Source organism: Rhizobium sp. P1_E6, from assembly GCF_056405875.1.
Map to the genome: position 1 here is coordinate 113,745 of NZ_JBFUBG010000003.1, position 22,912 is coordinate 136,656.

21 protein-coding genes are annotated in these 22,912 nt (G+C 60.1%); 7 read left to right on the forward strand and 14 right to left on the reverse strand.

Annotation, left to right across the window (positions count from 1 at the left end):
* Positions 1-9 precede the first annotated feature (9 nt).
* A complete protein-coding gene (locus tag AC1D35_RS03270) occupies positions 10-1,383 on the reverse strand; it encodes a PleD family two-component system response regulator (RefSeq protein ID WP_113301258.1) in 1,374 nt (457 codons plus the stop codon).
* 17 nt (positions 1,384-1,400) lie between these two features.
* Positions 1,401-1,772 carry a response regulator gene (locus AC1D35_RS03275; RefSeq protein ID WP_003547430.1) on the reverse strand — a complete coding sequence of 124 codons (372 nt, stop codon included), beginning with the start codon at positions 1,770-1,772 and terminating at the stop codon, positions 1,401-1,403.
* Positions 1,773-1,904: 132 nt separating this feature from the next.
* Here AC1D35_RS03275 and AC1D35_RS03280 point away from each other — a divergent pair, with 132 nt between their 5' ends.
* Positions 1,905-2,219, forward strand: coding sequence for a DUF3572 domain-containing protein (locus AC1D35_RS03280; protein WP_113310769.1), 315 nt, complete (start codon positions 1,905-1,907; stop codon positions 2,217-2,219).
* Positions 2,219-2,893 carry a hypothetical protein gene (locus tag AC1D35_RS03285; RefSeq protein WP_113310768.1) on the forward strand — a complete coding sequence of 225 codons (675 nt, stop codon included), beginning with the start codon at positions 2,219-2,221 and terminating at the stop codon, positions 2,891-2,893. The genes AC1D35_RS03280 and AC1D35_RS03285 overlap by 1 nt, the downstream gene beginning before the upstream one ends.
* On the opposite strand, the gene AC1D35_RS03290 is transcribed toward AC1D35_RS03285, so the two are convergent.
* Positions 2,868-3,455, reverse strand: coding sequence for a GNAT family N-acetyltransferase (locus AC1D35_RS03290; RefSeq protein ID WP_113310787.1), 588 nt, complete (start codon positions 3,453-3,455; stop codon positions 2,868-2,870). The genes AC1D35_RS03285 and AC1D35_RS03290 overlap by 26 nt on opposite strands.
* A gap of 75 nt (positions 3,456-3,530) precedes the next feature.
* Between AC1D35_RS03290 and AC1D35_RS03295 the strand changes: the two genes are divergently transcribed.
* Positions 3,531-4,820: a DNA polymerase IV gene (locus AC1D35_RS03295; protein WP_113310767.1), complete on the forward strand. Its 1,290-nt coding sequence runs from the start codon at positions 3,531-3,533 to the stop codon at positions 4,818-4,820.
* A 1-nt stretch (position 4,821) separates the two neighbouring features.
* Here AC1D35_RS03295 and AC1D35_RS03300 read toward each other — a convergent pair whose 3' ends face one another.
* Positions 4,822-6,549, reverse strand: a complete 1,728-nt coding sequence (locus tag AC1D35_RS03300) for a GNAT family N-acetyltransferase (RefSeq protein ID WP_113310766.1) — start codon at positions 6,547-6,549, stop codon at positions 4,822-4,824.
* 153 nt (positions 6,550-6,702) lie between these two features.
* Here AC1D35_RS03300 and AC1D35_RS03305 point away from each other — a divergent pair, with 153 nt between their 5' ends.
* Positions 6,703-7,953, forward strand: coding sequence for a L,D-transpeptidase family protein (locus AC1D35_RS03305; protein WP_113310765.1), 1,251 nt, complete (start codon positions 6,703-6,705; stop codon positions 7,951-7,953).
* 3 nt (positions 7,954-7,956) lie between these two features.
* Here AC1D35_RS03305 and AC1D35_RS03310 read toward each other — a convergent pair whose 3' ends face one another.
* Positions 7,957-8,388 carry a winged helix-turn-helix transcriptional regulator gene (locus AC1D35_RS03310; RefSeq protein WP_113301252.1) on the reverse strand — a complete coding sequence of 144 codons (432 nt, stop codon included), beginning with the start codon at positions 8,386-8,388 and terminating at the stop codon, positions 7,957-7,959.
* A gap of 103 nt (positions 8,389-8,491) precedes the next feature.
* Between AC1D35_RS03310 and AC1D35_RS03315 the strand changes: the two genes are divergently transcribed.
* Positions 8,492-9,928, forward strand: a complete 1,437-nt coding sequence (locus AC1D35_RS03315) for an MFS transporter (RefSeq protein ID WP_113310764.1) — start codon at positions 8,492-8,494, stop codon at positions 9,926-9,928.
* A gap of 40 nt (positions 9,929-9,968) precedes the next feature.
* On the opposite strand, the gene dnaE is transcribed toward AC1D35_RS03315, so the two are convergent.
* A complete protein-coding gene (gene dnaE / locus AC1D35_RS03320) occupies positions 9,969-13,466 on the reverse strand; it encodes a DNA polymerase III subunit alpha (RefSeq protein WP_113310763.1) in 3,498 nt (1,165 codons plus the stop codon).
* A 312-nt stretch (positions 13,467-13,778) separates the two neighbouring features.
* Here dnaE and AC1D35_RS03325 point away from each other — a divergent pair, with 312 nt between their 5' ends.
* Positions 13,779-14,240: a DUF5680 domain-containing protein gene (locus AC1D35_RS03325; RefSeq protein WP_113310762.1), complete on the forward strand. Its 462-nt coding sequence runs from the start codon at positions 13,779-13,781 to the stop codon at positions 14,238-14,240.
* 3 nt (positions 14,241-14,243) lie between these two features.
* On the opposite strand, the gene AC1D35_RS03330 is transcribed toward AC1D35_RS03325, so the two are convergent.
* From AC1D35_RS03330 to proS, 3 genes are read right to left on the reverse strand one after another with little or no spacing between them, the layout of a single operon-like run.
* Entirely contained in the window at positions 14,244-14,927 is a 684-nt protein-coding gene (locus AC1D35_RS03330) for an ABC transporter ATP-binding protein (protein WP_113301287.1), read from the reverse strand.
* Between the two features lie 56 nt (positions 14,928-14,983).
* Complete coding sequence (locus AC1D35_RS03335) at positions 14,984-16,288, reverse strand: lipoprotein-releasing ABC transporter permease subunit (RefSeq protein WP_113310761.1); 1,305 nt, start codon at positions 16,286-16,288, stop codon at positions 14,984-14,986.
* 17 nt (positions 16,289-16,305) lie between these two features.
* Positions 16,306-17,628 carry a proline--tRNA ligase gene (proS, locus tag AC1D35_RS03340; protein ID WP_113310760.1) on the reverse strand — a complete coding sequence of 441 codons (1,323 nt, stop codon included), beginning with the start codon at positions 17,626-17,628 and terminating at the stop codon, positions 16,306-16,308.
* Between proS and AC1D35_RS03345 the strand changes: the two genes are divergently transcribed.
* Positions 17,627-17,905, forward strand: a complete 279-nt coding sequence (locus AC1D35_RS03345) for a hypothetical protein (RefSeq protein ID WP_477832750.1) — start codon at positions 17,627-17,629, stop codon at positions 17,903-17,905. The two genes, proS and AC1D35_RS03345, sit on opposite strands and share 2 nt — an antisense overlap.
* 314 nt (positions 17,906-18,219) lie before the next feature.
* Here the strand turns inward: AC1D35_RS03345 and AC1D35_RS03350 are convergent, their stop codons facing one another.
* From AC1D35_RS03350 to nuoN, 5 genes are all read right to left on the reverse strand, one after another.
* Positions 18,220-18,495: a DUF1467 family protein gene (locus AC1D35_RS03350; RefSeq protein ID WP_113310759.1), complete on the reverse strand. Its 276-nt coding sequence runs from the start codon at positions 18,493-18,495 to the stop codon at positions 18,220-18,222.
* A 110-nt stretch (positions 18,496-18,605) separates the two neighbouring features.
* Positions 18,606-19,010, reverse strand: a complete 405-nt coding sequence (gene mce / locus AC1D35_RS03355; protein ID WP_113301286.1) for a methylmalonyl-CoA epimerase — start codon at positions 19,008-19,010, stop codon at positions 18,606-18,608.
* A gap of 2 nt (positions 19,011-19,012) precedes the next feature.
* Positions 19,013-20,683 carry a ribonuclease J gene (locus tag AC1D35_RS03360; RefSeq protein ID WP_113310758.1) on the reverse strand — a complete coding sequence of 557 codons (1,671 nt, stop codon included), beginning with the start codon at positions 20,681-20,683 and terminating at the stop codon, positions 19,013-19,015.
* A gap of 17 nt (positions 20,684-20,700) precedes the next feature.
* Positions 20,701-21,465: a biotin--[acetyl-CoA-carboxylase] ligase gene (locus tag AC1D35_RS03365; RefSeq protein ID WP_113310757.1), complete on the reverse strand. Its 765-nt coding sequence runs from the start codon at positions 21,463-21,465 to the stop codon at positions 20,701-20,703.
* Positions 21,465-22,910: an NADH-quinone oxidoreductase subunit NuoN gene (gene nuoN, locus AC1D35_RS03370; protein WP_113310756.1), complete on the reverse strand. Its 1,446-nt coding sequence runs from the start codon at positions 22,908-22,910 to the stop codon at positions 21,465-21,467. The genes AC1D35_RS03365 and nuoN overlap by 1 nt, the downstream gene beginning before the upstream one ends.
* Positions 22,911-22,912: the final 2 nt, after the last annotated feature.

Consider the following 22,912-nt stretch of genomic DNA (forward strand, 5'->3'; position numbering starts at 1 on the left):
GCCGTATCGTCAGGCGGCTGAGGCCACGACGCGGTTGCGCCCGGTGTTCTTCGCCTCATAGAGCGCAAGGTCTGCCTGCTTCATGAGCTGGTCGGGCGTTATGACCGAGGCGATACGCGAGGATATGCCGAAAGAGGCCGTAATACTCAGCGTTTCGCCCGACGACCTCAGCAGGAACGGCGTGCTTTCGATCGCCGCGCGCAGCCGCTCGGCAACGGCCGCGGCGACTTCCGGCGAGGTGTCCGGCATGACAACGACAAATTCCTCCCCGCCATAACGGCAGGCGAGATCAGCGCCACGAACGGTCGAGCGCACGCGGTTTGCAAATTCCTTCAGCACCTGGTCGCCACCGTCATGGCCATAGGTATCGTTGACGTGCTTGAACCTGTCGATATCGGTGATCAGCACCGAGAGCGGCCGGCCGCGGGCCATCGAACGGTTGAAGAGCACGTTGAGATGGTTGTCGAGATAACGGCGGTTGTTGAGGCCGGTCAGCGGATCGGTGACGGCGAGCTCGATCGTCTGCTTGACGCTGGCGCGCAGGCGGTCGTTGTAGCGCTTGCGGCGGATCTGCGTCAGGCTGCGGGCGACCAGCTCGTTCGGATCGACGGGGCGGACGATATAGTCGTTAACGCCGAGATCGAGCGCGCGGATCACCATTTCATCGGAGCCCTGCTCCGTGATGATCAGGATCGGCAGGAAACGGGTCCGCTCCAGCGAGCGAAATTGCGAGCAGAGTCGCAGCGGGTCGTAGTCATCGAAATTGGCGTTGACGATGACAAGTTCGAAGGCGCTCTCGGCCGCTTCGAAAAGGGCAGCCTGCGGATCGGAAATGGCGACAACATCGGCGACGGGCTTCAGCGCCCTGATAATGCGTTCCTGCGAGTTGGCGCGGCTGTCGACCAATAATATCTGTCCCGCCTCGTCGTAGCGACCGTCGCCGGCTCGCATCAGTTCATCCAAGCCCATCGTATGGGCCGTCTCGGCGCGCATACGAAGTTCGTCGCTCAACGTCTTCAGGCGCAGCAGGCTCTTCACCCGGGAGATCAGCTGCAGGTCGTTGACCGGCTTGGTCAGGAAGTCGTCGGCGCCGACCTTCAGGCCACGCACACGGTCGGCCGGCTGGTCCAGCGCGGTGACCATGACGACGGGAATATGGGCAGTCTTCGGATTGGCCTTCAGCCGCTCGCAGACTTCGAAGCCGTCGATGCCGGGCATCATGATGTCGAGCAGGATGAGATCGACCTGGTTGCGGTCGCAGATCGCCAGCGCCTCGTGGCCGTCGGCTGCGGTCAGTACGTCGAAATATTCGGCCAGCAGCCGCGCTTCGAGCAGCTTCACATTCGCCGGAATATCGTCAACCACCAGTATTCGCGCAGTCATGAATCTTTTCCGATGCCTCAGGCGTCGCCCAAATAAGTTTTGATCGTTTCAATGAATTTTGGAACGGAGATCGGCTTTGAGACATAGGCCTCACAGCCGCCCTGACGAATCCGTTCCTCGTCGCCCTTCATGGCGAATGCGGTGACGGCAATGACCGGGATCACGTGGAGTTCGTCGTCTTCCTTCAGCCATTTTGTCACTTCAAGACCGGACACTTCCGGAAGCTGAATATCCATAAGAATAAGATCAGGGCGATGTTTGCGAGCAAGATCAAGCGCTTCCATGCCATTACGGGTCTGTATCGTGGTATAGCCCGAGGCCTCGATGAGGTCGCGAAAGAGCTTCATGTTGAGCTCGTTATCTTCTACAATCATCACCTGTTTGGGCATGACAAGCTGTCCTTACGTCCGTTCTTGAAGCCAGATGTCTCTTGAAAAGACATTAGCTGACAAATGGCTCCATGAAACCGATAGCGCAAACTACCGGTATTTGGTTGAAAAAAAGGTAACTTGACCGCCGCAATGCAAAGCAACTTCAAGACTTCGAAACAACTTGCGGCGGCAGCCGCTCCGCAAGAAACGGCCATTGCCGTGCTCGGCTGGCTGGCGAACGACCCAGATCTCTTCGGCCGCTTCCTGGCACTGACCGGCGTCGAGCCGCAGCAGGTGCGTAGTGCCATCAACGATCCCGGCTTTTTGGCCGGCATGCTCGATTTCCTCATGAACCACGAGCCGACGGCGATCGCCTTCTGCGAGGCGACAGGCACGACACCGGAGGCGCTGACGGCGGCATGGCGCCACTTCTCGCCGCCCGGTCTCGATTCCGGAGAATACTGATGGTGAGCGCCGAACTCGACATCTCGCATATCCGCCTTGGCGACAGGCCGCTCATCGTCTGCGATGTCGATGATGTGGTGCTGCAATTCATCGATCCTTTTCAACAGTACCTCAAAAGCCTCGGCCACGAATTCCTGCCGCGTTCCTTCCGCCTCCACGGCAACATCGTCTCGCTCGCCGACGGGCTTGCGCTCGAGGATCAGCATGTCAGCCGGCTGATCCTCGAATTCTTCGAGGCCCAGGAAAGCTGGCAGACGCCGTTCGATCCGGTCGTTTCGACACTCGAACGCCTGTCTGATGACGCCGACGTCCTGTTCCTCACCGCGATGCCGCCGCAATTTTCCGCGCATCGCCGCCGCCTTCTCGACAGCACCGGTCTGAACTTCCCGCTGTTGGCCAGCGAGCAGCCGAAGGGACCGATTGTGCAGGCACTGCATGGCGGCCGCGACCTTCCTGTCATCTTTATCGACGATATGGCGCGGAACCTGCATTCCGTGAAGGAGCATGTGGCCGATTGTCTGCTCATCCATCTCATGCCGGACTCGCCCGTCCACCGCTTCGCGCCGGTGGCCGCCGAGGATATTATGCGGGCGCGAGACTGGCCGCATGCCTCAGAACTCATCGACCAGCATCTCGCGGCAGGCCTCGTCAAACGCACAAATCCAGCCGCATGAGCGGCCGGCCGTCCTTGCGCCGCGCGATCGTCTCGAAACCGGCCGTATCGAAAATCGCCGTCGAACCGATGCAAAGCGTGACGGATTTCGACTGCTTCACATGGTCGATCGGACAGGCCTCCAGCAATCGCGCGCCCTGGCTGCGGGCATAATCGATGGCTCCGGCAAGCAATCTGTGGCTCAGCCCTTTGCCGCGCAGCTTCGGCAGCAGGAAGAAACAGCTGACTGCCCAGATAGAGGGATCATGCGCATCGTCCTCCTCCAACGGCCGCGAGACCGTGCGCGGCGAATTGAACTGCGGCACATCATGGCGCGGTCCGACCTGCACCCAGGCCACCGGCTCGCCTTCGACATAACAGAGGATGCCCGGCGGCGGTCCGGCCGCGATTCGACCCTGCATATGGGCCTTGCGCTCCAAAGACTCCATCTTCGTGCGGACGGCATGCGGCAGGCGTAGCGCCACACACCAGCAATTATAAAAGGCACCCTGTGGGCCGAACAGCTTTTCAAAGTCGCCCCAGCGTTCGGCCGTGACAGGGTCGAAACGAAGATCGATATCCACGGCCAAGCTCTCCTCCTCTCTTGAGACTCGAAAGCTTAGGGCGTAATGTTGCGATGTTCAACCTTTGTTCCCACCATGGCGCCTGCATCTGACAAGACACCCGGCTTCTGTCGCGACTGCCTTGCCGAGCAGAAGGGAGACGTGCGCCGCTGCCATGCCTGCGGCAGCCCGCGTCTCGTACGTCACAAAGAACTCTATGACCTGACGCTCGCGCATATCGATTGCGACGCTTTCTATGCCGCAGTCGAGAAGCGCGACAATCCGGAACTCGCCGACAAGCCTGTGATTATCGGCGGTGGCAAGCGAGGCGTGGTCTCCACCGCCTGCTATATCGCACGCATCCACGGCGTACGCTCGGCCATGCCGATGTTCAAGGCGCTCGAGGCCTGCCCGCAGGCGATCGTCATCCGCCCTGATATGGAGAAATATGTTCAAGTCGGGCGGCAGGTCCGCGCGCTGATGCAGGAGCTGACGCCACTCGTGCAGCCCCTGTCTATCGACGAGGCCTTCCTGGAACTCGAAGGCACCGAACGGCTGCATCACGATCCGCCAGCCCGCACGCTGGCAAAGTTCGCCCGTCGCATCGAAAAGGAGATCGGCATCACCGTCTCGGTCGGGCTCTCCTACTGCAAGTTCCTCGCCAAGGTCGCCTCCGATTTACAGAAGCCGCGCGGCTTTTCGGTTATCGGGCGGGAGGAAGCTGTCGAGTTCCTGGCGCCTCGCCCGGTAACGACCATCTGGGGCGTCGGCAAGGCCTTCGCTGCGACGCTCGAAGCCGATGGCATCCGCACGATCGGCCAACTCCAGGAAATGCAGGAGAACGACCTGATGCGCCGCTATGGCAGCATCGGCCAACGGCTTTCTCGCCTGTCGCGCGGCATCGACGACCGGGAGGTGCATCTCAACGATGCCGCCAAGAGCGTTTCGGCTGAGACCACTTTCTTCGACGATATTTCGCGCCATGACGATCTGGTACCGATCCTGCGCAATCTCTCGGAGAAAGTTTCCTGGCGACTGAAGAAGAACGGCATTGCCGGCCAGACGGTCGTGCTGAAGATGAAGACAGCCGATTTCAAATCACGAACCCGCAACCGGCGGCTCGAGGATTCGACACAGCTTGCCGACAAGATCTTCCGTACCGGCCTCGACCTTCTGGAGAAGGAAACGGACGGCACGAAATTCCGCCTGATCGGCATCGGCGTCACCGATCTCGGCGATGCCGGCCGGGCCGATCCGCCCGATCTCATCGATCAGCAGTCCGGCCGGCGTGCGGCGGCGGAGGCAGCGATGGACAAGCTGCGCGACAAGTTCGGCAAGGGCACAGTCGAAACCGGCTATACGTTCGGCGGCAAGGGCGACCGGTAGGCTAGGCTTGCACCGTGGCCACTTCCTGCAAAGCGGCATCGCGGTTCTTCAGCGCCTGGGCATAACCCGGATCGAGCGCGATGGCGCGGTCGTAGCTCTCTACCGCCTCGTCATGGCGGCCCAGCCTTCGCAGTACGTTGCCACGATTGTTGAAGGCGATGGCATGGCCGGCGTCCAGCGCGATGGCTCGGTCGTAACTTCCAAGCGCCTCTTCGAAATTTGAAAGCCGCGCGAGAATATTGCCGCGATTGCAATAGGCCGAGGCGGAGGCCGGTTTCACCCCGATCGCCTTGTCGACACAGTCTCTGGCTGCGCTGAAATCGCCCTTCTGCAACAGTAGCAACGCCAGATGCTGCAGGGCATCGAAATGCTCCGGCACGACCGAGATCACCTCGCGGTAGCCCGATTCCGCTGCGGCAAGATCGCCGGCGCGGTGCCGTTCGGTGGCGGCACTGAAATGGGCTGCGGGATCGCTTACCAGCCTCGGCCGCTGCGCTGCTTCGATTTCCGCCAGCAGCGAGATTGCGGGTGCACGCGCATCATCGACGACAAGGATCTGCCGGCAGCAGAGTTCTGCAGCGTCCGGGTTTCCGCTCCTGAAGAAATGCACCGCCTGATGCATGGCGATATCCAGCGAGCGCGGATCGAGGCGATCGCCGATATTGCGGCCGGAGAGCGTGGATATCTGCAGCTTCTCCACGATATGGTGTTTTGAGCCAAAGAGGTCCTTGTAGCCATAGTTGCCAGTGCCGAGGTCGTAGGTCCGATAGCCGTTCTCGATGCCCCAGCGCATGTTGTAGCAATGCAGCATGAAGCCTGGGCTGATCGAGCGGCGGAAGGTCAAGTCGCGGCTTCCAAGGAAGCACACCATCGACTTGCGATAGGGATCCAGGAAGACGATGAAGGTGCCGACCGGCTTGTCCTTGTCCCAGAGGATCGGCATGAAGACCGTGCCATCCTTTATGCAGGCCGGCAGCATGTGCCGGCTGTTGTCGAGGATGAACTTGCCGTAGCGCGGCTGACGCTTACCCCACTGCACGTTCCACATCTCGTAGAAGATCTCGAGATCGCGCTCCATCGTCTCCGGCGTCACATGCGTGATGCGCAACTCGTTTTCCGGGTCGACGAGATCGCGCAGCGCCTTGCGGGCGTTGCGCCGCGTCTTGGCGCCGATGCGCTCATGCAGGAAAGTTTCGAAATCCTCGCCGAGGGGGATGTAAACATAGACGTCGTGGTCAATATTTTCGCCGTCAGCGGTGATATGCGGCCGGCGCGGAACCTTCCTCCTTGAGAACTCGGAAGGCTGAAAGGCGGCCAGAAACGTCTTCAGCCTCGCCTCGGGCATATAGATATCGTCGAGATCGAGATGCTTCCAGTTGAAGCTTTGCAGGCAATCGGCGAAAGCGCTCAGCGCCGCCTCTGCATCCTCGGGACGCGTCAGAACACCGTTGCAGCCGGCATAGGGCGTGCCACCTAGGCGTACGACATTGCCAAGGCCCTGCCATTCCTCGAAATCCACATGAAGCTGAATGGGAAGGAAAGCCACATAGCGCTCGTCCCCCTGCCGTCTGGCGGCCAGAACGAACCATAATGTCCGCCGCTCCAGCCATCGGGCGATCCAGTGCCAGGAAAGGAAATAGTGCCCTTCCGGATCGGCGGCATAGACCTCGTTCCAGTTATCTTTCAGGGCATGCAGATCATCGAACGCAGAAACAATATCGACATGCATTTCCAAGTCTCCCCCAAGACTTCTCCTTTTTTAGATTTGCATAAAATTGAATATCCCACAATCTCGTGATCAAAGCGCACCGGCGTATTCAAGCCTTCGTTAAACTTCGCGTGCTTAACTCGCGTCGTTTTTGTGCATGTGGTGTATTGCGTCATGTCTGTGCGTGTAGGTGTCCTTATCGGGTTGCTGTCGGCGACCGCTCTTGTCGATCCGGCTTTTGCAGCCGATGCGCGTACGCTGCAGATATTCGTGTCCAAGGACCAGCAGTCGCTGGCCGTCTATGACGGTACGGAGGTCGTGGCGACCTCCAAGATCTCGAGCGGCAAGGACGGTCATACGACGCCGAGCGGCATCTTCTCCGTCATCGAGAAGCAGAAGTACCACGAATCCAACATCTATTCGAATGCGCCGATGCCCTTCATGCAGCGGCTGACCTGGTCCGGCATCGCGTTGCACGAGTCCAATTCCGTACCGCGCTATCCGGCGTCGCACGGCTGCGTGCGCATGCCCGACGCCTTTGCGAAATCACTCTACAAAATGACCGAGATGGGCGTGCCCGTCATTATTACCGACAGCGAGCTGACACCGCAGCCGATCGACCATCCGACCCTGTTCCACCCGGAGCGGCCCGAGCCGTCGCCACTGCTCTCGGACGTCGAGCTGCGACCATCCATCGGCGATGCGAAGACGCAGGTGCAGGTCGCCATGAACGAGACGACGGCTGCCCTGCCGATGCCGCAGTTCCAGCTGCAAGCGCCCGCTGCGGATACCGCGCCGATCAGCATGCTGATTACGCGCCGGACGCTGCGTGAAAACGTCATCGATATTCAGACCCTGCTAAACCAGCTCGGCTTTGCCGCCGGCGAACCTGACGGGCTGGCCGGTCCTGCGACCGTTCAGGCCATCAATGCCTTCAAGGCGCTGCGGCCAACGGAATTTGCCCGTGACAAGGGTCTGATCACGGATACTCTCCTAAGGGAAGTTTACGCTGCAGCAGGCAGAGGCGAGCCTCCGAATGGCGTCATCATGGTACGCAAGGATTTCAGGCCGCTCTTCGAGGCGCCGATCACGATTGCCGATCCAGGACTTGCGCTCGGCACACACTTCTTCTCGCTGCACGCAGTTGATGAGGCGGCCGGCACGGCGGATTGGCTGGGCGTCACGCTGGAGAACAATCTCTCCCGCGAGACGGTGAAGCGGCTCGGCATCGCCAATCAGGAAAGCTCCATCATCAGCGGCCGTCCAATCGCCAGAGCGCTCAGCCGTATCTCGATGTCAGAAGAAACCCGTCACCGGATTGATGCGCTGATCTCGCCCGGCTCGACGCTGACGATCACAGATACCGGTCTCGGTTCCGAAACCGGCGAAGGCACGGAATTCATTACCATCACTCGCGAGAGCTGAGGCCTACCAAAGCTTCTCGCTGGCACGCTCGTCGTAACTTCGGCGGGCGGAGATGATCTTTGCCTGGTTCGTCTCGGTCCAGACGACGAGCGCCTTGATGGTCTCATGCAACGTGCAGCCGAGCTCCGTCAGAGCATAATCGACCCTTGGCGGCACCACTGGATAGACTGTCCGCTCGATCAGCCCGTCACGCTCGAGCTGGCGCAACGTCGTCGTCAGCATGCGCTGGCTGATGCCATCGATGCTCTTGCGCAACTCAGTAAAGCGTAACGTGCGTTTTTCGAGCAGGGCAATGACCAGCAGCGACCACTTGTCGGCGATGCGATCGAGGATCTGGCGCACCTCGCAGTCCTCCCGCGCATCCCACTGGTGGATATCGTAATCGCGGTCGGTGCTGCAGCAGTCACTCGGTGAGTTTGAAGTGCCTTCTTCCATGGGTTGGAACCATGCCTTATGTCAGCCTTGGTTACAATAGGGAACCGAGGATCAAAATATAACCATTCTCGCTCTTCCCTGCTTCACTGACAAGGAAATCAGAATGTCTACAAGTCCTCCTCTGGCACTGGGTAGCGGAAGAATGAGCCGCAGTGCTGCCGGCATGCTCGCCGTTCTCTGCGGCGCGATCTTTCTCGAAGGCGTCGATGCAGCCATGCTCAACATCGCTCTCCCCTCTATCCGCGCTGAACTCGGCCTTTCGACCACGACGCTCAGCGCCGTCGTCTCGGCCTATGTGCTTGCCTATGCCGGGCTGATGTTGCTCGGCGGCCGCGTCGCCGACATGTATGGCAAGCGCAAAGTCTTCCTGACGGCGCTGACCGTATTCCTGCTTTTCTCCGGTCTCGGCGGCTTTGCAACCGAAGGCTGGATGCTGCTGACGGCCCGCTTCGTCACCGGAGCAGCGGCCGCCTTCATGACGCCAGCCGGTCTTGCTCTTATCAATGGCAGCTTTCCCGAGGGGCCGCAGCGCAACAGGGCTGTCCTGATCTATGCCGGCACGGCATCGGCGGGCTTTTCGCTCGGCCTCGTCATCGGCGGGCTTCTGTCCGCCATCGATTGGCGCTGGGTGTTCTTCGCGCCGGTCATCTTTTCGGCCATCCTACTGCTTGCCGGTATGAAGCTGATCGTGGAAAACAAGGAAGACGCCGCCCCACGCCAGAAATTCGACATTGCCGGCGCACTGACCCTGACGGGTGCCATGCTGCTTGCCGTCTATGCGCTGACACGGCTGGAGCATATGACCAACGACCTGACCTGGACAATCGCGGCGGCTGGGGCGAGCGCGGTTCTCTGGCTTGCCTTCATACTCATAGAACGCAAGTCACGTGCACCGCTCGTGCGTCTCGGGATATTCCGGTCTGCCGGACTGGTACAATCGAACCTCGGAGCGATGCTTTTCACCGGCGCGTTCTTCGGCTTCCAGTTCATCGTCTCGCTCTATCTGCAGGAACTGCTGGGCTGGTCCTCGTTCGAAACCAGCCTTGCCCTGATCGTCATCGGCATGGACGCCATTCTGGCACCGCTGCTGACGCCCCTGCTCGTCGAGCGCTTCGGCAATGGACGCGTGGTGCTTGGCGGTTTTGCACTCGCTGCCGCTGGCTATGTGCTCTTCCTGGGCATGGGGCTCGACTGGACCTATGCGGCGATGCTGCCGTCGACGATCCTGCTCGGCCTTGCCTTTTCCCTCGGCTACGGCCCGCTGACGATTATTGCGACTGATGGTATTGCCGACAACGAACAGGGGCTGGCGAGCGGGCTGGTGAATACGTCGTTCCAGTTCGGCGCAGCACTAGGCCTCTCCGCCGTCAGTGCCGTCGGCACACTTGCTCTCGGCGACGGAGAAAGCCCGTCCGAACGGCTGGAGGCGTTGCGTGCCGCCTTGCTGGTGCCTGTCATGGCCACGCTGATCGGCACGTTCATTATGGGCTTCGGCAGGGGCCGCTGCACGGATGCATCCTGCCGGCTGCAGGCGGGCTGAAAAACAAATGCGGCCGGCGCAACGCCGGCCGCTCTTTTCTTCAGACGAGTTCGACGTCGACGACGCCGGGAGCAGCCCGCAAGGCGGCTGCGATCTCGGGCGTGATCCGGTATTTGTCCGATAAAACGACCTCGACTTCGCGCTTGCCCTCTTCCTTGATGACGATAAAGGAGACGAGGCCATCGCCCCTGGCATTCAGGTGTGCTGCGACGGCGCGCAACGGGCCGGAGTCGCGGACATAGACACGCAGAGCCTTCTGCATCTGCAGCGACTTTTCCTCCAGCGACTGAATGGTCTGCAGCCGCAGGCTCACACCTTCCGGCCGCTCTTCGCCGATCGCGGTGATGACGAAGGATTTTCCGGGCTCCAGCACGTCGCGATACTGGTTCAGCATTTCGGAGAAGAGCACGGCTTCGTACTGGCCGGAGGAATCCGAGAAGACGATGATGCCCATCTTGTTACCGGTGCGCGTCTTGCGCTCCTGCTTGGAAATGACCGTGCCGGCCAGCCGCCCGTTTGCAGCGCCCTGCTTCACCGCCGTCGAGAAATCCTGGAAGGTTTGCACGCGCATCTTCTGGAGGAGGTTGTTGTAGCTGTCGAGCGGATGGGCGGTGAGATAGAAGCCCAGCACCTGGAATTCCTTGAGCAGCCGCTCAGAGGCAAGCCAGGGCGAGAATGGTGGCAGGGCGATCTTTTCCGGGCCTGACGACAGCGCACCACCGAAAATATCCGACTGGCCGCTCAGCTTGTTTTCCTGCGCGCGCTGCGCATAGCCGAGCACACGGTCGAGGCCGGCTGAAAGCTGGGCACGGTCCAGATTGAAGCAATCGAAAGCGCCCGCATAGATCAGGCTTTCCAGCACACGGCGGTTTACCTGGCGTGGATCGATGCGCAGGCAGAAATCCTCGATGCTGGCGAAGGGCTTGTCGCCGCGCATGTCGACGATGTGATCGACGGCGGATTCGCCGACCCCTTTGAGGGCCGCGAGCGCATAATAGATGCGGTTGTCGCCGGTCTCGAACTGTCGGAAGGAGGTCTGGACGGAGGGCGCGATGACTTCGATGCCGAGACGCTTCGCATCCTGGCGGAAGTCATTGACCTTTTCGGTGTTCGACATATCGAGCGTCATCGAAGCAGCCAGGAATTCGACCGGATAGTGCGCCTTCATAAAGGCCGTCTGATAGGAGACGATGGCGTAGGCGGCCGCATGCGACTTGTTGAAGCCGTAGTTTGCGAACTTCGCCAGGAGTTCGAAAATGTTATCGGCCTGCGGCTTCGACACGCCGTTCTTGACCGCGCCATCGACGAAGCGCTCGCGCTGCTGATCCATCTCAGCCTTGATCTTCTTACCCATGGCACGGCGCAGAAGATCGGCTTCGCCGAGCGAATAGCCTGACAGGACCTGGGCGATCTGCATCACCTGTTCCTGGTAAACGATAACGCCCTGCGTTTCCTTGAGCAGATGGTCGATCGTCGGATGGATCGATTCAAGCTCTTCTTCGCCGTGCTTGCGGGCATTGTAGGTCGGGATGTTTTCCATCGGGCCGGGACGATAGAGCGCCACCAGTGCGATGATATCCTCGATGCAGTCAGGCTTCATGCCGATCAGCGCCTTGCGCATGCCGGCACTTTCAACCTGGAACACGCCGACCGTTTCGCCGCGCGAAAGCATCTCGTAGGTCTTCTTGTCGTCGAGCGGGATCTTCGGAAGATCGACCTCGATGCCGCGCTTCCTGCAGAAATCGACGGCCACCTTGAGCACGGTCAGCGTCTTCAGGCCGAGGAAGTCGAACTTGACGAGGCCGGCCTGCTCTACCCACTTCATGTTGAACTGGGTGACCGGCATGTCGGATCGCGGATCGCGATACATCGGCACCAGTTTCGACAGCGGGCGATCGCCGATCACGATACCGGCGGCGTGGGTTGAGGCGTGGCGGTAGAGGCCTTCGATCTTCTGGGCGATATCCAGGAGGCGCGCGACGACGGGTTCCTTGGCGGCCTCCTCCTGCAGCTTCGGCTCTTCCTCGATCGCCTTCGAAAGCGGCGTCGGGTTTGCGGGATTGTTCGGCACCAGCTTGCAGATCTTGTCGACCTGGCCGTAAGGCATTTCCAACACGCGGCCAACGTCGCGCAATGCGGCGCGCGCCTGCAGCGAACCGAAGGTGATAATCTGCGCCACCTGCTCGCGACCGTATTTCTGCTGCACATAGCGGATCACCTCTTCACGGCGGTCCTGGCAGAAGTCGATATCGAAGTCGGGCATCGAGACGCGTTCGGGATTGAGGAAGCGTTCGAAGAGAAGCGAGAAGCGCAGCGGATCGACGTCGGTGATCGTCAGCGCATAGGCGACCAGCGAGCCTGCGCCCGAACCGCGGCCTGGGCCAACCGGGATATCATGCTGCTTGGCCCATTTGATGAAGTCCGCAACGATCAGGAAGTAGCCGGGGAACTTCATTCGCTCGATAACACTGAGCTCGAATTCCAGCCGCTCGCGGTAATCCTTCTCCTCGTAGCCGGCGGACATTCCAAGCTCGGCAAGGCGCATATCCAGCCCCTCCTCCGCCTGGCGGCGAAGTTCGAGCGATTCTGCGCGCTCGGCCTCTTCGGCATCGTCAGTCGCACCCGTGAAGCGCGGCAGGATCGGCTTGCGGGTCTTCAGCACGAAGGAGCAGCGCCTTGCGATCTCGACGGTATTCTCCAGCGCCTCGGGCAGATCGGCGAAGAGCTTTTCCATCTCCGCGCGGCTTTTCAAATAATGATCCGGGGAGAGGCGGAAGCGGCTGTCGTCGGAAACGATGGCGTTGTGGGCCACCGCCATCAGCGCGTCATGCGCATCGTAATCGTCGCGCGTCGGGAAGAAGGCTTCGTTGGTCGCCACCAGCGGCAGGTCGTGCTTATAAGCAAGGCCGATAATCTTCTGTTCGTGCCGCTTGTCGTAGGTGCCGTGCCGCTGCAGTTCGACATAGAGCCTGTCACCGAAGATGCGCTTCAGCGCCAGCAGACGAGTCTCCGCCTGGGTGGTATGGCCGTCCTTGAGCGGCATGTCGACGGGGCCGGTCGAGGCACCCGTCAATGCGATCAGCCCTTCGGTGCCGATTTCCTCCAGCCAGGAGGAGCGGATATTGATGGCCTGATTGTTCTCGCCGCCGAGATAGGCGCGGCTGACGAGATCGACCAGCCGTTCATAGCCTGCGTCCGTGGCGGACAAAAGTACGATCGAGGGCAACTTGACCAGCGTCTGGTGTCCGCCCCGCTTTTCGGTTTCGAGGCCGTCTTCCATGTCGATCGATACCTGGCAGCCGATGATCGGCTGCAGACCGTCTTCCATCGCCTTCTGGGAAAACTCCAGAGCGACGAAGAGATTGTTGGTATCGGTAATGGCGATCGCCGGCTGGCTGTCGCCCGACGCCTTGTAGAGGATCTTTTTGAGGGGCAACGCGCCTTCGAGCAACGAATAGGCGGAGTGGACCCTCAGATGGACGAAGCCCGGTTTTCCGCCGACGACTGCGCCAGCAGCACCTTTTTCCGCATCCGCCATGATCTGCCTTTCGAACCGCCTCACTGAAGAGCGCGCATTGTCGGCAATCAAGGCGATTCTGTCCAGAAAAAGTCCCGCTTCGGGACCGCATGGCAGCCATGCGATCCCCTGAATTCTTACATTGCCATGACAATCAGCGAAAAGCTGGCAATGAACATTGCGATGGAGGTGAATGCTGCGATATCACGGATCATGTCAGTCATTTGGCTCTCCTGTGCTCTTATGTTTTTAATTTGTTCCATGTATGTTCTGTTGTCAACAGGATTCCCTCCCGCTCTCGCGGGACATGGTTAACGTCGGAGCAGCGGGACGATGGACACGCAGGAACTCAACGGCTTCATTGTCGAAGCCAAATCGCAGACTTATGTCGCCGGCGCGAAGCCGCAGCCCTCTTATCGGATCGGCGCCCATGATATCGGCTACAAGCGCGGGATCTGGCGCTACCTCGACAGCTATTTCGGCGGCACGGATTTTGCCGGTCAGGAAGTGGTCTGGCTGGAGGAAAAGCCGGTGTGGGCGATGAACTATTTTGGGCGGATCATCGAGCCCGGGATCATCGACGGAACTGTCGCCGGCACGATCATTAGCGCCGCGCTGTCACAGCTTTACAAACAAGGCCGCTTCCTCGGCGGCATGGTCTTCGATCATTCGCTGGGGCGCTATGTCGATACGAGCGAAGGCGACTGCACGCATTTCCGCGGCCACGAATTCATCCTTGTCGATGGTCAAAGGGCCTATGAGCTCGATTATCGCGGCGGGCTGATTATCCCCTGATAATCAGAAATCCACGACCTTGCCGTCGGAGATCGTTACGCGCCGGTCCATGCGCCGGGCAAGCTCGTGGTTGTGTGTGGCGATCAGCGCGGCAAGGCCCGACTGGCGCACCAGAGCCTCCAGAGCATCGAAGACATAGCTGGCGGTTTCCGGGTCGAGATTGCCGGTGGGCTCGTCGGCCAGAAGCAGGCTCGGCGCATTGGCAACGGCGCGAGCGATTGCCACGCGCTGCTGCTCGCCGCCGGAAAGCTCGCCCGGGCGATGCGTACCGCGGTGGCCGATGCGCATGTAATCCAGAAGCATCTTTGCCCGCTCGCCCGCTTCTTTCCATGAGAGGCCGGCGATGAGCTGTGGCATCATGATATTTTCCTGCGCAGAGAATTCCGGCAGCAGGTGATGAAACTGATAAACGAAGCCGATCTCGCCGCGGCGGATAGCCGTGCGCTTGTCATCGGAGAGGCCATCACATGGGCGACCGTTGACCATTACCTCGCCGCCGTCAGGATGCTCCAGCAGCCCTGCCACATGCAGCAGCGTCGACTTGCCGGTGCCCGACGGCGCCACCAGCGCCACCATCTCACCGCTCGACAGGGTGAAATCCGCACCCTTGAGGATGGTCAGCAGCGTTTCGCCCTGGCCATAGTGGCGCTCGACGCCCGAAAGCTTGAGAACGACATTGCGTTTCATGAATGCGGCATTCCTTGGATTGGGCCTTGGATCATGCATGACCTTGAATCTCAGCCTTATTCGTAACGAAGGGCCTGGACGGGGTCGAGGCGGGAGGCGCGCCAGGCGGGGAAGATCGTCGCGATGAAGGAGAGCGTCAGCGCCATGATGACGACGGACACCGTTTCGCTCACATCCATTTTCGCCGGCAGCTGGCTCAGGAAATAAAGCTCCGGATCGAAAAGCACCGTGCCCAATACCCAGGAGAAGAACTGGCGGATCGACTCGATGTTAACGCAGACGAGCACGCCGAGCAGCACGCCGGCGATCGTGCCGACAATACCGATCGCCGCCCCGGTCATGAAGAAGATGCGCATGATGGCGCCGGCGCTCGCACCCATGGTGCGCAGGATGGCGATATCGCTGCCCTTGTCCTTCACCAGCATGATGAGGCCGGAGATGATGTTGAGCGCGGCGACCAGCACGATCAGTGTCAGGATCATGAACATGACGTTGCGCTCCACCTCCAGGGCGGAGAAGAAGGTCTGGTTGCGCTGGCGCCAGTCGGTGATGGCGATCTGCCGTCCGGCCGCCTCTTCGACCTTGGGCCTCAGATTGTCTATATCGTCGGGGTTGTCGACGAAGAGCTCAATCGACTGCACCAGCCCGTCGGCATTGAAATAAAGCTGAGATTCCTCCAGCGGCATATAGATGATCGAGGAATCGTATTCCGACATGCCGATCTCGAAGAGGCCGGAAATCTTGTAGGATTTGATGCGCGGATTGACGCCCATCGGCGTCACGTCACCCTCCGGTGACGTCATCGTAATCAGGTCACCAACTCGCAGGCCAAGCTGGTCGGCCATGCGCGTGCCCATCAATACGCTGTCGCCTGCAGCAAAACCCACCATATCGCCGGACTTGATGTTGTCGGAGACGGCCTTGAGCTTGGTCAGGTCTTCGGCCCGCGTGCCACGCACCAGCGCGCCTGTACTGCCGCCCGTCCGCGAGGAAGCGAGCACCTGGCCTTCGACCAGCGGCAGCGCCATCTTGATACCGGGCACCGCCTCGAATTTCTTCACGAGGTCGGCATAGTCGGTAAAGGGACCATCGATCGGCTGGATGATCATGTGGCCGTTGATGCCGAGGATGCGGGAGACGAGTTCCGTGCGGAACCCGTTCATCACGGCCATGACGATAATCAGCGTCGCGACGCCCAGCATGATGCCGACGAATGAGAAGCCGGCAATGACGGAGATGAACGCCTCCTTTCGGCGGGCGCGCAGATAGCGCCACGCCACCAGGCGTTCGAAGGTAGAAAATGGCTTGCCAGCCGGACCCAAGCCGGATTTGGAACTCCGGTCCAATGCTGCCTCTGCCATTTCGCCTCCGTCTTTCTTTAAGCCACGAACCTGTTGATCGCCGCCTCGATTGTCATCGTCTCGCGGGCGCCGGTCCTGCGGTCCTTCACTTCCACTTCGCCATTCGCGACCGCGCGCGGACCGGCAATGATCTGGTACGGCACGCCGATCAGGTCGGCGGTCGCAAACTTGGTGCCTGCGCGGTCGTCCGTGTCGTCATAGAGCACGTCCTTGCCGGCCTTGGTCAGCGCTGCGTAGATCAGCTCGCAAGTGCCGTCGCAGGCTTCGTCGCCGGCCTTCATGTTGATGACCACGACATCGAAGGGCGCGACCGACTCCGGCCAGATGATTCCGTTCTCATCATGCGATGCTTCGATGATGGCGGGAACAAGGCGTGTCGGGCCGATACCGTAGGAACCCATGTGAACGAAGTGTTCCTTACCGTCAGGACCCTGCACCTTTGCACCCATCGGTTCGGAATACTTCGTACCGAAGTAGAAAATATGGCCGACTTCGATGCCGCGCGCAGAAAGACGCTCGCCTTCCGGAACCGCGTTGAAAGCTGCCTCGTCGTGCATTTCGGATGTCGCGGCATAGAGCGACGTCCACTTGTCGAAGATCCCCTTCAGACCGTCGACACTGTCGAAATCCGTGCTTTCGGCGGGGATGTCGAAATTGACGAAATCCTTGTGGCAGAAGACTTCGGACTCACCGGTATCAGCGAGAATGATGAACTCATGGCTCAGATTCCCGCCAATGGGGCCGGTATCGGCGCGCATCGGAATGGCGCGCAGGCCGAGACGATCGAAGGTGCGCAGATAGGCTGTGAACATCTTGTTGTAGGAATGCTCCGCCCCTTCGCGCGTGAGATCGAAGGAATAGGCATCCTTCATCATGAACTCGCGCGAGCGCATCGTGCCGAAGCGCGGACGGATCTCGTCACGGAACTTCAGCTGGATGTGATAGAGATTGAGCGGCAGGTCCTTGTAGGACTTCACGAAGGAGCGGAAGATATCCGTCACCATTTCTTCGTTGGTCGGACCGTAGAGCATGGGCCGATCCTGGCGGTCCTTGATGCGCAGCATCTCCTTGCCATAGGCGTCATAACGGCCGCTTTCCTGCCAGAGCTCGGCCGACTGCAGGGTCGGCATCAGAAGCTCGATGGCGCCGGCGCGGTTCTGCTCCTCGCGGATGATGTTGTTGACCTTGTCCAGCACCTTCTTGCCGAGCGGCAGCCAGGAATAGATGCCCTGCGACTGCTGACGGACCATGCCGGAGCGCAGCATCAGCCGATGAGAGACGATTTCCGCCTCCTTGGGGTTTTCCTTCAGGATGGGTATGAAAAAGCGGGACAGACGCATGGCGGATTCCGGTACAGTTGAGATGCCGCTTACCCAAGCGGAATCGACGGTATTTGTTAAAGATGGGAGCGTTCATAGCCGCTTCGCAGCAGGAAAGAAACCCGCGACCGGTGCGAGCAGCCTCCCGCAGACGCATGTTAGCGCCTACAAATTCAGCAGGCGTGAAAAAACGCGTGTTTATAAGGGTTTGAAGGTAAATCTTGTCAACAGAAAAATTTTGCGCGAGTGTAGCAAAAATGCAAAAAAAGCTAATGACAAAGCACAATCTTTGAGCTAGCTTTAGCTCACAAAACAGGCAAGAAGGTTAAATTCTTGCCGAATTCGCGGTCAAGTCTTGGGAGGATCAGATCTTAGGCGCGCTTGTCGCTGCCCCGGTAACGGTTAAGGATCACGCGATACTTAAAACAAGGCTTTTAGCCTTGTTTTTTTTTGCTTTTCGGCTCCCAATTACACCGAAAAACCAAACCTCCCTTTCGCTAGGTGAGCCCGCTTTCCGTTACGAAAGCTCTTTGCCTCACTTGCATGACGCGCGTATGACAGGTTTTTCGCGGTTGCATTTACATCTGCTCAAAGTTTGAGCAAAAGCCATCCTTAATAGAAGCTAGGCCCTATTTGTGGAAGCGCGTCGAAGCCGAGGCCGAAATAGGTCGAGCCGATGTACCAGATACCGTAGATGGCGCCGGAGATGCACGTCGTCAGCGAGAAGACGAAAAGCGGGCGGAAACGGCTCGGCGCGCTCGGCACCGTGCCAAGCACGATGTCATTATCTTCGGCTTGAGTGCGCAGGCCGATCGGCAACACGGCGAAAAGCGTGATCCACCAGATGATGAAATAGACTGCAAATCCCTGGAGGAAGGCCTGAAACATCTTGGTTCCCGTCGATTAGCGCCTTGGCGGCTGGTTTTGGGTGCTTATAAGCCGGAATGGCGGCCAGTTCAAAGGCGGTGGACAGTTTAGGTCACTCTGACGCACCGCGATCAGACCTGCTCCAGCTCGATCAGCGTACCGAAGAAGTCCTTCGGATGGAGGAAAAGCACCGGCTTTCCATGGGCACCAATCTTCGGCTCACCATTGCCAAGCACCCTTGCCCCAGATGCCGTCAGCCGGTCTCGAACTGCAAGGATATCATCGACCTCGTAGCAGATGTGGTGCATGCCGCCAGCGGGATTCTTTTCAAGAAAGGCCGCAATCGGCGACGCCTCGCCAAGCGGCTCCAGCAACTCAACCTTGGTGTTCGGCAGTTCCACGAAAACGACCGTGACGCCATGCGCCGGCAGGGCTTGCGGCTGCGAGACCGCGGCCCCCAGAGTATCGCGATAGCTCGCGACTGCGGCAGCCAGATCAGGCACGGCGATGGCGATATGGTTCACCCGGCCAAGCATCATCAGACCCTGGTGATGAAGACCGTGACGAGAGGCTTCTTGCCCCAGGTATGATTGGCGGCAGCGCGCACGGCGCGGCGCAGGGCCTCCTGTACCATGTCGATATCCTTGCGGCGGGCGCGTGGAATGCTCTCGAAGGCGCCGATCGCGGCGTCGAACAGCCCATCCTCCATATCCTCGCCCTCGTCGTCATAGACCGGCAGGCCGATCGCCACGAGATCAGGTTCGCCGATGATGTCATAGCGGCTGTCGAGCACGATACTGACGGCGACATGGCCGACATAGGAAAGCTTCTTGCGCTCGCCGATGCCCATCTCGTCGAAGTCACCGATCAGTGACCCATCCTTGTAGATGCGGCCATGCGGCGCCTCGTCGATGACCTCGACCGGACCCGGAGCGAGCCGCAGCACATCACCATTGCGCACACGCGGCACCGTCGGAATGCCGGACTGCTCGGCAAGCTCCTTGTGTGCCGTCAGATGCGTTGCCTCACCATGCACGGGCACGACGACCTTCGGCCGTGTCCACTCGTACATCTTCTGCAACTCGTTACGGCGGGGATGGCCGGAGACATGCACCAGCGCCTCGGTGTCGGTGATGATGTGGACACCCTGCTCGACGAGACCATTCTTGATGTCCTGGATCGCCTTCTCGTTACCGGGGATGGCACGCGAGGAGAAGACGACGATATCGCCGGCGGCAAACGCCACGTTGCGCATCTCGTCACGGGAGAGCTTGGCAAGGGCAGCGCGCGGCTCGCCCTGGCTGCCGGTCAGGATGACCACGACCTTGTCGCGCGGAATGAAGCCGTAATCCTCTTCGGAGATGAACGGCTTTACGCCTTCCAGCAGGCCGATATCCTGAGCGACGTCGCAGACGCGCTTCAACGAGCTTCCGAGCAGCAGCACTTCACGACCCGCGGCTTCGGCGGCTTCTGCGACGGTACGGATACGGCCGACATTCGAGGAGAAGGTGGTGATCGCCACACGTCCCTCTGCATTCTCGATGATCTTGCGCAGGCTTTCGGAGACATCCTTTTCCGAGGGCGAGACGCCGTCGCGCAATGCGTTGGTGGAGTCGCAGAGCAGCGCCAGCACACCCTCATCGCCCAGTTGGCGGAAGCGCGTCTCGTCGGTCAGCGGCCCGAGCGACGGCTCGTGATCGATCTTCCAGTCACCGGTGTGGATGACATTGCCGAGCGGCGTGCGGATCATCAGCGACATCGGCTCGGGGATGGAGTGATTGACGGCAACACCCTCGATGCTGAAGGGGCCGACATTGATCCTATCGCCCGCCTTGAAGATCGTTATCGGTACTTCGCCGATCGCATCCTTCTCGAAACTACGCTTGGCTTCCAGCAGGCCGGCCGTGAAGGGCGAGGCATAAACCGGCACGTTCAGACCCGGCCAGAGGTCGGCGAGCGCGCCGTAATGGTCCTCATGGGCGTGGGTGATGATGATAGCCTTGAGGTTCTTGCGCTCGTTGGCGAGGAAGCGGATATCCGGCAGGACGAGATCGACACCCGGCAGATCCGGTCCCGGAAAGGTGACGCCGCAATCCACCATGATCCACTGGCGATGGTCCGCCGGGCCGTAGCCGTACAGCGCGAGATTCATGCCGATCTCGCCGACCCCGCCCAGAGGCAGAAATACCAGTTCGTCCTGTTTCGCCATAATGTTTGTTTTTTCCACTATCTAAAGAATACATCGCCGGCCGCAATCGGCATCATCCTGCCTGTGCCGATATCGAGCATCAACAGGCCATTATCATCAATCCCGGCGAAATATCCGGAAATCGACCTGTCGGGCAGATTCACAGTTATCTTTTCGCCAATGCCGCAGGCAACCGCACGCCATAGCGCCGTGACCTCGCTTATGCCCAGCCCTTCGTTCCAGATATCCAGCACCTCGGCCATCGACGCAAAGAGATGGGCGAAGAGTTCTTCGGGCGAAGCAGCACTTCCCTGATCACGCAGGCAGGTGACCGGATAGATGGGGTTGTCCGGCATGACGGACACATTGATGCCGATGCCGATCACCACCGCGTGGCGTCCGTCCGCCAGCCGTTCGCCTTCCACGAGGATGCCACAGGTCTTCTTGCGGCCGATCAAGATATCGTTTGGCCACTTCACCTCCAGCGGCTCCGCGCCCGGCGGCAACACGCTTCGGATCGCCTGATGCACGGCGACGGCAATTGCCAGTGGCAGCGAGGCAAGGCGCTCCATCGGCGCCGGATCGATCAGAAGAAGGGAGGCGTAGAGGTTGCCACGCTCGGAAACCCACGGACGGCCCCGACGGCCGCGGCCGCCGGTCTGTCGTTCCGCGGTCACCCAGAGCAGACCGCTATCCCCTGCCCGAGCCCGGGCAAGGCATTCCGTGTTGGTCGACGACGTATCCGACAAAGCCTCGTGCCTGATATCGCCGAGCGATATCCGGCGCCGCTTGTCGGAAGCCATCAGAACAGCGTCGCCGCAGCGAGTTCAGCCGCGCCGCCGATCGGACCGCCGATGAGAACATAGGCGGCGACGAAGAGGCCGGAGAGACCGAAGACGAGACGCAGCGAGCCGGAGACGCGGGCGAATTCGCCGGTCGCCTCATCGAACCACATCAGCTTGATGACACGCAGGTAGTAATAAGCGCCGACGACCGAAGCCAAAACACCGATGACGGCAAGCGCATAGAGCTTTGCCTCGATGGCGGCGACGAAGACGAAGTACTTCGCGAAGAAGCCGGCAAGCGGCGGAATGCCGGCGAGAGAGAACATCAGCGCGGTCAACACGACAGCCATGAAGGGGTTCGTCGTCGACAGGCCAGCGAGATCGTTGACGTTCTCGACAACCGTGCCGTCCTTGCGGCGCATCGACATGATGATCGCGAAGGAGCCGAGCGTCATGACCATGTAGATCGCCATGTAGAGTATGACGCCGGTGACACCAGTCTGACTACCGGCTGCCAGACCAACCAGCGCATAACCCATGTGACCGATCGAGGAATAGGCCATCAGTCGCTTGATGTTCTTCTGGCCGATAGCCGCAAACGAGCCGAGCAGCATGGAGGCGATCGAGATGAAGACGATGACCTGCTGCCAGTCTGATAGCACCGGCTCGAAGGCGGTGATGACGATACGGGTCATCATCGCCATGGCGGCAACCTTCGGTGCGCTCGCAAGGAAGGCAGTGACCGGAGTCGGTGCGCCTTCATAAACATCCGGCGTCCACATGTGGAACGGAACGGCCGAGATCTTGAAGGCAATGCCGGCGAGGATGAACACGAGGCCGAAGATCAGGCCGAGCGAGCGAGCGCCCTCGACTGTCAGAGCCTGGGCAACCTCGGCAAAGTGCGTGTGACCCGTAAAGCCGTAGACCAGCGACATGCCATAGAGCAGCATGCCCGAGGAAAGTGCACCGAGGACAAAATACTTCAGGCCGGCTTCCGTCGACTTCAGGCTGTCGCGGTTGATCGCAGCGATGACGTAAATCGCCAGCGACTGCAGCTCGAGGCCGAGATAGAGCGCGATCAGGTCGTTTGCCGAAATCATCAGCATGATACCGAGCGTGCACAGTACCAGGAGAACCGGAAACTCGAACTTGTCGAGCTGGTTTTCCCGCGCATGACCAATCGACATGAACAGTGCAACCAGAGAACCGATCAGCGCCAGCACCTTCATGAAGCGTGCGAAGCCATCCGCGAGGTAGACGCCGCCATAGGCAAGGCCGTCACCAGGAACGAAGATCAGCCAGAGGCCGGAGATGGCAATCAAGATCATCGCCAGCACGCTGACGAGCGGACCCGACCGCTCGCCCGAGAAGACGCCGATCATGAGCAGCACTAGGGCACCGATCGCGAGGATAATTTCCGGCGCGGACAGGTACAGGCTTAGGGAGATTGTTTCAGCGGTCATGT